The organism is Flavobacterium sp., assembly GCF_035299245.1.
GTDB lineage: Bacteria > Bacteroidota > Bacteroidia > Flavobacteriales > Flavobacteriaceae > Flavobacterium.
Genome location: NZ_DATGWY010000015.1, coordinates 135,212 through 144,173, shown reverse-complemented (window position 1 = coordinate 144,173; position 8,962 = coordinate 135,212). Strand labels below are relative to the sequence as shown.

Annotated in this window: 7 protein-coding genes; all 7 read right to left on the bottom strand. The window is 34.5% G+C overall.

Translation table 11 applies throughout. From position 1 onward, the window contains the following. Window positions 1-176 precede the first annotated feature (176 nt). Entirely contained in the window at window positions 177-1,223 is a 1,047-nt protein-coding gene (gene rfbB, locus VK161_RS11345; protein WP_324214898.1) for a dTDP-glucose 4,6-dehydratase, read from the bottom strand. After that, the gene (locus tag VK161_RS11340) at window positions 1,223-2,503 is read right to left on the bottom strand and encodes a nucleotide sugar dehydrogenase (protein ID WP_324214897.1); all 1,281 of its coding nucleotides are present in this window, start codon (window positions 2,501-2,503) and stop codon (window positions 1,223-1,225) included. Before VK161_RS11340 ends, rfbB begins: the two co-directional genes overlap by 1 nt. A gap of 17 nt (window positions 2,504-2,520) precedes the next feature. Then, the gene (locus VK161_RS11335; protein WP_324214896.1) at window positions 2,521-3,912 is read right to left on the bottom strand and encodes a UDP-glucose 6-dehydrogenase; all 1,392 of its coding nucleotides are present in this window, start codon (window positions 3,910-3,912) and stop codon (window positions 2,521-2,523) included. Between the two features lie 7 nt (window positions 3,913-3,919). Continuing rightward, window positions 3,920-4,891, bottom strand: coding sequence for an SDR family oxidoreductase (locus tag VK161_RS11330; protein ID WP_324214895.1), 972 nt, complete (start codon window positions 4,889-4,891; stop codon window positions 3,920-3,922). Beyond that, complete coding sequence (locus VK161_RS11325; protein ID WP_324214894.1) at window positions 4,888-7,350, bottom strand: polysaccharide biosynthesis tyrosine autokinase; 2,463 nt, start codon at window positions 7,348-7,350, stop codon at window positions 4,888-4,890. Before VK161_RS11325 ends, VK161_RS11330 begins: the two co-directional genes overlap by 4 nt. Window positions 7,351-7,361: 11 nt before the next feature. Next, window positions 7,362-8,147: a polysaccharide biosynthesis/export family protein gene (locus VK161_RS11320; RefSeq protein ID WP_324214893.1), complete on the bottom strand. Its 786-nt coding sequence runs from the start codon at window positions 8,145-8,147 to the stop codon at window positions 7,362-7,364. A 73-nt stretch (window positions 8,148-8,220) separates the two neighbouring features. Beyond that, the gene (gene recR / locus VK161_RS11315; RefSeq protein WP_324214892.1) at window positions 8,221-8,838 is read right to left on the bottom strand and encodes a recombination mediator RecR; all 618 of its coding nucleotides are present in this window, start codon (window positions 8,836-8,838) and stop codon (window positions 8,221-8,223) included. Between the last annotated feature and the right edge of the window lie 124 nt (window positions 8,839-8,962).

Sequence of the window (8,962 nt, the reverse complement as noted above, 5' to 3'; positions counted from 1 at the left end):
GCGGTCCTAAAATAGTTTGTTTGTAAAAACTAACAAAGTCGCGTTTTACAAACATCAAAAGCAAATCGCGGTAACGCCATAAATCGCCAAAATTAACATCAAATAGTGACGAATGACCTTTTATTATTAAATCCCAGTCTTGATTTTTCTCTTGATGTTCCATAATGAATAAGGTCTTACTTGTATTGTTTATCGTAGTAATTTTGATATTCGCCTGAAGTTACTCTTTTGAGCCAATCTTCGTTAGACAAATACCAATCTATGGTTTTTTCAAGTCCTTGTTCAAAGGTTACTGAAGGACTCCAACCCAGTTCTTTATTGATTTTGGAAGCATCGATAGCGTAGCGCAAATCGTGTCCTGGACGATCTTTTACATACGTAATTAATTGTTCCGATTCGCCTTCGTTTCTACCTAATTTTTGATCCATTTGACGACAAAGTAACTTAACTAAGTCGATGTTTTGCCATTCGTTAAAACCACCAATGTTGTAGGTTTCATGGTTTTTTCCTTCATGAAAAACAAGGTCAATGGCTGCAGCGTGATCTTCAACAAACAACCAATCGCGGGTGTATTTTCCATCACCATAAACTGGCAATGCTTTTTTATTGATGATGTTATTGATGAACAGCGGAATCAATTTTTCTGGAAAGTGATTCGGTCCGTAATTATTGGAGCAATTGGTGATTACATAAGGTAATCCGTAGGTTTCACCATAAGCACGTACAAAGTGATCCGAACTCGCTTTGGAAGCTGAATACGGAGAATTTGGGTCGTAAGCTGTTGTTTCAGTAAACAAACCCGTTTCACCAAGGCTTCCGTATACCTCATCGGTAGAAATATGGTAAAATCGTTTTCCTTCGTAGTTGTCCTTCCAAATGGTTTTCGCCGCATTAAGCAAATTCATGGTACCAATTACATTGGTTTTCACAAACGCTAACGGATCAGTAATTGAGCGATCAACGTGTGATTCAGCAGCAAGGTGAAGCACACCATCAAATTGATGTTCTGTGAATAATTCGTGAATAAAATCGGCATCTACGATATCACCTTTAATAAAAGTATAATTGCTTTTATTTTCGATATCGGCTATATTTTCTAAATTACCAGCATAAGTAAGTGCATCCAAATTAACAATTTGATAATTGGGATATTTATTCACAAATCGGCGTACGACATGCGAACCAATAAAACCTGCACCACCTGTAATTAGTATTTTCTTCATTATAATTTTCCGTCGATTTGACTGTTATTTAGAACACCTTTCACATCATAAACGATTGCTTTTGATTTTTTCAAAGGAGATAAATCTAAGTTGATGAATTCTTTGTGTGAAACTCCTAAAACGATAGCATCGAATTTAGAATCAGGTAAAACATTGGTAGTTGTAAGTTTGTATTCGTGTTGTACTTCGGCTGGATTTGCCCAAGGATCATAAATTTCAACTTGAATTCCGTAGTCTTTTAGCGCAGCGATAACATCAACGATTTTGGTATTTCTAACATCGGGACAATTCTCTTTGAACGTAATTCCGAGCATTAATAATTTAGAATTATTAACTGGAATTTCATTTTTAATCATCAATTTCACTACACGAGACGCGACGTATTCGCCCATACTATCATTGAGACGTCTTCCTGCTAAAATTATTTCGGGATGATAGCCTGCTTCTTGCGCTTTTTGAGCCAAATAATAGGGATCAACACCGATACAGTGACCGCCAACTAAACCCGGTTTAAAATTGAGGAAATTCCATTTTGTTCCAGCAGCTTCTAATACGGCATGCGTATCAATTTCGAGTATGTTGAATATTTTGGCTAATTCGTTTACAAATGCGATGTTGATATCGCGTTGTGAGTTCTCGATTACTTTTGCAGCTTCAGCCACTTTTATGGATGGAGCTAAATGCGTTCCAGCAGTAATTACCGAGTTATATAAATCGTTTACTTTGATTCCGATTTCGGGAGTTGAACCGGCCGTGATTTTGAGGATTTTTTCAACTGTATGTTCTTTATCTCCGGGATTGATGCGTTCTGGTGAATATCCTGCAAAAAAGTCGACGTTGAATTTTAATCCGCTGTTTTTTTCCAATACAGGAACACATTCTTCTTCTGTCAAACCGGGGTATACAGTAGATTCATAAATAACGATGTCGCCTTTTTTCAAGACTTTTGCAACGGTTTCACTGGATTTGTAAAGAGGAGTTAAATCGGGTCTATTGTTTTTATCAACAGGAGTTGGTACTGTAACAATGTAGTAATTACAGTCTTTAATGTCTTCTATATTAGTAGAACAGTACAAACCGTTCTTTTCTAGAGGTCGATCAACAATCACACTTTGAAGTAGTTCTTTGCTAACTTCTAGTGTAAAATCATTACCCAAATTAAGTTCGTTTACTCTATTTTGATTGATATCAAAACCAACTACTGGGTATTTTGTGGCAAACAACCTTGCAAGAGGAAGTCCAACATAACCTAAACCAATAACTCCAATTTTTATACTCATCACGAATTATTTAATTGTTAAGAACCAATAGCCTGATATTGAAATCCTATTTCTCTTAATTTTTTTGCATCCAAAATGTTTCGACCATCAAAAACAAATGCTGGTTTTAACATGTTATCGTATATTTTTTTCCAATCGTATTCTTTAAACTCATCCCATTCTGTTAGAACGGCAATTGCATGCGCATCTTTACACGCTTCGTATGGGTTTTGATACGAAGATATGTATTTTTGGTTTTTCTCGTTTGTTCTAGTTTCAAGGTAATTCAAATCAGAAATCACTTGTTCAAAATCTACTTTTGGATCGTAAACTGCTATTTTGGCTTTTTCAAAAATCAAATCATCAGCAATATAGATAGCTGCCGATTCTCTGGTATCATTTGTGTCTTTTTTGAAAGCCCAACCTAAGAATGCTATTTTTTTATCGGCTACAGTATTGTAAAGAGTAGTGACTATATTTTTTGAAAACCTTCTTTTTTGGTGGTTGTTCATGATAATAACTTGCTCCCAATAATCGGCTACTTCGTTCAATCCGAATGATTTAGAAATATACACCAAATTTAATATATCTTTTTGAAAACAAGAACCTCCAAAACCAACTGAGGCTTTTAAGAATTTGGGACCAATTCGGCTATCCATTCCGATAGCTTTTCCTACTTCATTTACATCAGCACCTGTTTTTTCACACAATTCAGAAATAGCATTGATGGAAGAAACCCTTTGAGCTAAAAAGGCATTGGCAGTTAACTTTGATAATTCTGATGACCAAACATTGGTAGTAAGGATTCGCTCTTTTGGAACCCAATTGCCGTAAACATCAACCAAAGACTGGATCGCATCTTGACCTTCTTTGGTAGTGTCACCACCAATTAAAACACGATCTGGGCTTAACAAATCGGCAACGGCTGTTCCTTCTGCAAGAAACTCAGGATTGGATAAAATTTGAAATTGCACACCATTTCCAGTATGGTCTAGGATGTTTTTAATGGCTTCGGCTGTACGAACTGGTAAAGTAGATTTTTCAACTACAATTTTATCGTCTTTTGCTACACGTGCAATTTGACGCGCGCATAATTCGATGTATTTTAAATCGGCTGCCATGCCTTTTCCTGTTCCGTAGGTTTTTGTAGGTGTATTAACCGAAATGAATATCAATTGAGCTTCATCAATAGCCTTATCCACTTCAGTAGAAAAAAATAAATTTTTCCCTCTTGCGGTTTTTACTATATCACTCAACCCTGGTTCGTAAACTGGAATATTATTTACGTCTTCGTCATTCCATTTAGCAATTCTATCCGTATTTAGATCGACAACAGTAACTTTAATATGTGGACATTTTTGGGCAATAACCGCCATTGTAGGTCCGCCTACGTATCCTGCACCAATACAACAAATATTTGTAATCTTCATTAATAATTTATTTTAAGTTTTCCCAATACCATTTAACCGCTTCTTTCAAACCTTGATTAAATGAGAACTTTGGATTGTAGTTTAATAATTGCTTTGCTTTTTCGATACTCGCCAAAGAATGAGGAATATCACCTATTCTATTGGGTCCATGTATAACTTGAATATCTTTAATTGATTCATCAAATTCACTCAAGTATTCTTTTAAATAAAAAACAAGATCATTGAGTGTAGTTCGATCACCAAAAGCGGTATTATAGATTGTATTAATGGCTTCGGGGTTTTGAGTTTCCATTGCTAATTCATTCATTTGAATGACATTATCAATATAGGTGAAATCTCTAGAATAATTTCCATCACCATTGATTACTGGACTTTCTCCTTTTAAAAGCTGCAAAACAAATTTCGGAATAACAGCGGCATACGCTCCGTTAGGATCTTGTTTTCTTCCAAAAACGTTAAAGTAACGTAGACCAATGGTTTCCAAGCCATATGTTTTACTAAAAATTTCGGCATACAATTCGTTTACATATTTGGTAATTGCATATGGAGAAAGAGGTTTCCCGATAATGTTTTCTACTTTTGGTAAGCTTTCAGAATCCCCATAGGTTGATGAACTTGCGGCGTAAACGAATCGTTTAACTCCTGCATCACGTGAAGCAACCAGCATATTCAAAAAACCAGAAATATTAACATCATTGGAAGTAATAGGGTCAACAATTGATCGAGGAACTGAACCTAATGCTGCTTGATGCAAAACATAATCTACTCCGTTGACTGCTTTTTTACAGTCATCACTATTTCGAATATCGCCTTCAATTAATTGAAAGTTTTCGTTTGCAAATAAGTAATCTATGTTATGACGGTGACCAGTAGCAAAATTATCCAAGCAAACGACTTTATTTCCTTTTGACAAAAAATAGTCGCACAAGTTAGAACCTATAAAACCCGCACCGCCAGTAATTAAAATAGTTTTACTCATTTTTTACTTATTAATTTCTTAATATTTCTGAAGACTTTTTCAAATATATTTCTGGCTTCATCTTCTTCATGATAGCCGTTAGAATAAGCGCCATAACCGTATCCGTATCCATAGCCATAACCTGCTCCGTACTTGGCTTTATTTTCAAAACCATTCAATACAATACTCACATTGCTGAGCTCGCCTCTAGTAACTCTATTGTTGAGCAACTTAATCATTTCTTTTTTGGTAAAATTCTGACGAGTAATATAAAGAGTCACATCGGCAAATTGCGACAATTCAACTGCATCGGTAACCAATCCAACTGGAGGTGTATCAAGAATAATGTATTCGTATCGTTCTTTAAGTTCCTTCATGAATTCAGACATTGACTCACTCATGATTAACTCTGATGGATTGGGTGGAACAGGACCAGAAATAATTACATCCAAATAAGGAATTTGAGTTGTGTGTATGATTTCGTCCATTGTTTTTTGACCAATAAGATAATTCACAACACCCACATCGTTCTTCAAATTGAAATCATCAAAAATCTTTGGTTTACGCAAATCGAAACCAACAATCACGGTTTTCTTTTCACTTAAAGCAAAAACGGTTGCAATATTTACCGAGCAAAATGTTTTTCCTTCACCGCTGACAGAAGAGGTTAACATAAGCGTTTTAGAACCCGAAACATTTTGTTTTTTATATAAAAATTGTAACGATGACCTAATGGCTCTAAACGACTCCGACAGCGCCGATTTTGGTTTTTCAAACACCGATAAATTACTTCCCGTACGTTTAAGACCAATCACACCGATAAGTGGAATTTGAGTAAGTGTACTAATATCATCCGTATTTTGGATGGAGTTATTTATGAAAAAGATTAAGAAAACAATGAACAACGGAATCAACAAACCTAAGAAGATGGCAATTACGTAATTCACTCCTGTTCTTGGGCCAATTAAACCAGCTCCAATATCTTTTGCTGGATCGATGAATTGAATATCGGAAAGGTTGGCAGCTTTTACAATCAAAGCTTCACTTCTTTTTTGAAGATACGTTTGGTAAATTCCGTTACTTAAATCGTATTTTCTGATAATCTTAGCCAATTCTTGCTCGCCTTCGGGCAATCTACTTAATTTGCCTTCCGCTTCGGACAATTTATTATTTACTTGAGCACGTTCAAACTGTATAGCTGATTTTGCTGCATTAATATTCTCTAACAATACTCGTTTAACCGAAGAAATTTCGTTGTCAATAGAATTGAACATGTCGCCATTTTTAACTGAATACGACATTTCTGATCTTCGTACTGAAAGTCCGATTAAGTTAGCTACGTTATTCATAACGTTTGGATCTTCGATACCAGCAACAGATGGAGCTGGTAGTTTAGAGTAATCGGTACTATTTCTGAGATAATTACTTAATGTATTGTAGTAATTTAGTTTACGCTCAACCTGATCTTTTTGTAAATCGTAGTCTAATAATTGAGTTTGAAAAGTGGTTGTTCCAGCTTTCAAATCGGCTACATTATTTTTCTTACTAAAATCCTTCAACTCATTATTGGCATTTTTCAAATCATTTTCCATGATACTTAATGTAGTATCAATGAATTTAATGGTGTTTTCAGCAAATAAATTTTTGTTTTCGAGTTGCCTTTTGATTAGCGTTTGAACTGTTTCATTAAGATAATCAACTATACGTGCTTTGTTGGTTCCGTCTAATGATAATTTCATTATCGAACCCGCTTTTTCATCGATGTTGATTTTAATGTTTTTGTATTTGGAAACAACATCGTCAAAATTATTGAATTTGATGATGTATTCTTTGTCTACGTAATTACCTGGAACTCCTTTGATATCTAACGTCCAATTCAAAAAAGGCAAACGCACAGGTTGGCCCACTTTGTATTTTTCTTCAAAATCACCTATTAAAGAAACAACGCCTTTTTCGAGTGTTTTGTAGTTAATTACTTTGACTGGATTTGAATTACTGTTTATTCGTATTTGGTATTGAGTGGGTGATAAAAACTTAATGTAAATCAGTTCATTCAATACCTGATTTTTTGACTTATCAATATTCACTACAAATGGAGTGCTACCATATACATCCTGAATGAAGTACTTTTGTTGTTGAAGATAATCAATATAAAAATTGAGATTTTCCACTACTATTTCGTTGTGCGATCTCGAACGCAAAGTGGTGGATAAGTTTTGTACTTGATCGGAAGTTCCTCCCCAATTGAATACCAAACTTGTGTTTGATGTAAAAAAAGGATTATTTTCTTCTTTAACTGCTATGGTCGTATCCAGTGAATATATTTTTTGCTTTCTAATATTCACTTGGTGTGCAATAGTTAAACACACCACTAAGCCAATAATAAACCAACGCCAATAACTACCTGTTTTGATTAAAAATCCTTTAAAGTCAAAGCTATTTTGGTTTTCAAAAAAAGAAAAATCTTTTACATCTAACATTTGGGGCGTGATTAATTCTTAAACAATAAAAAAGTAGTTGTTGCTAACGAAAGTATTGTAATTATAGTACTCAACGATTCTATACCTGTTTTTCCAGTTCCCCATGTTTTTTGTTTCAAGGGTTTGATGTAAATATAATCATTGGGTTGTAAATAATAACATGGAGATTGCATCGCATTGGCATTAGTCAAATCGATACTAAAGGTTTCTGCGCCTTGGGGAAACTGTCGAATTACTTTTACATCTTTACGATCTCCGGTAATTGTTATATCACCCGAATTGGCAACCGCTTCTAAAATGTTTACTTTTTCTTGGTACAAGACCTTGGTTCCCGGACTATTTACTTCTCCATTTACGGTATAACGAAATCCTGCCAGTTTAACGGTAACAAAAAGCTCTGCTTCTTTTTTAAAATAATCAGCTAATAACCGTTCTTCTATTTTTTTTCGCGCTTCTTCAACTGTAAATCCGAGCACATTCACTTCTCCTAAAATTGGCATTCTTATGTTTCCATGATCATCAACCGTATATCCACTGAAGTACAATACATCTTGATTCATCATTTGGGCAGTCTGGGTTACTGATGCATTAAAAATCTCAACCAATTTAGAATCTAATGCTTTAATACTAATACTTAAGACATCATTTGTCTGTAATCGATAAGGCTTATTTTTCAATTCATTGACAGCTGGAATTGGGCTGTTATCTTTATTCTGAAGGTAGACTAAATCTTGAGTTGGTACGCAAGAAGTAACTAATAAACCTAAGCAAAATAGATAAAAAAGAGTCTTAATCATGTTTGAAATTAATTTTAGCAAACAAAGATAGTTTTTCAATTCAAAAAACAAAAGAAGTTGCCTAAATACTTGATTATTTATAAAAAGAATTTTCAAAAGGAACGCGTTGTAAAATACTTCTCCCCAAAGTGACTTCATCAGCATATTCTAATTCGTCTCCAACAGCAATTCCGCGTGCAATTGTCGATGTTTTTACACCAAATTCTTTGATTTGCTTAAAAATGTAAAAATTGGTCGTATCGCCTTCCATTGTTGAGCTGAGAGCAAAAATAATCTCTTCTATAATTCCGGATTTTACCTTTTCAACCAAAGTAGTAATATTCAATTGACTTGGGCCAACTCCATCAATAGGTGAAATTTTTCCGCCAAGTACATGATAAACCCCTTTGAATTGATTGGTGTTTTCAATTGCCATTACATCTCGTATGTCTTCAACCACACAAATTATTTTGTGATTCCGAGCCGAATTAGAACAAATTTCACACACATCAACATCAGAAATATTATGACAATTAGTACAAAACTTAATTTCATCGCGCATTGATGTTAATGCTTGGGAAAGATAATGGGTTTGTTCTGAAGGTTGCTTTAACAAATGCAAAACCAATCGCAGTGCTGTTCGTTTTCCTATTCCGGGCAATTGAGCCATTTCGTTGACTGCTTTTTCTAATAGTTTTGAAGAAAATTCCATGGCGCAAAAATAACTAATTTGAAAATGAGATGATTTGAAAATTTGAAAATTAATTCATCTTCTGATTTTCAAATTTTCAAATTGAGACATTAATTTTTGTATTTTGGCACAAACAAATTAGCAC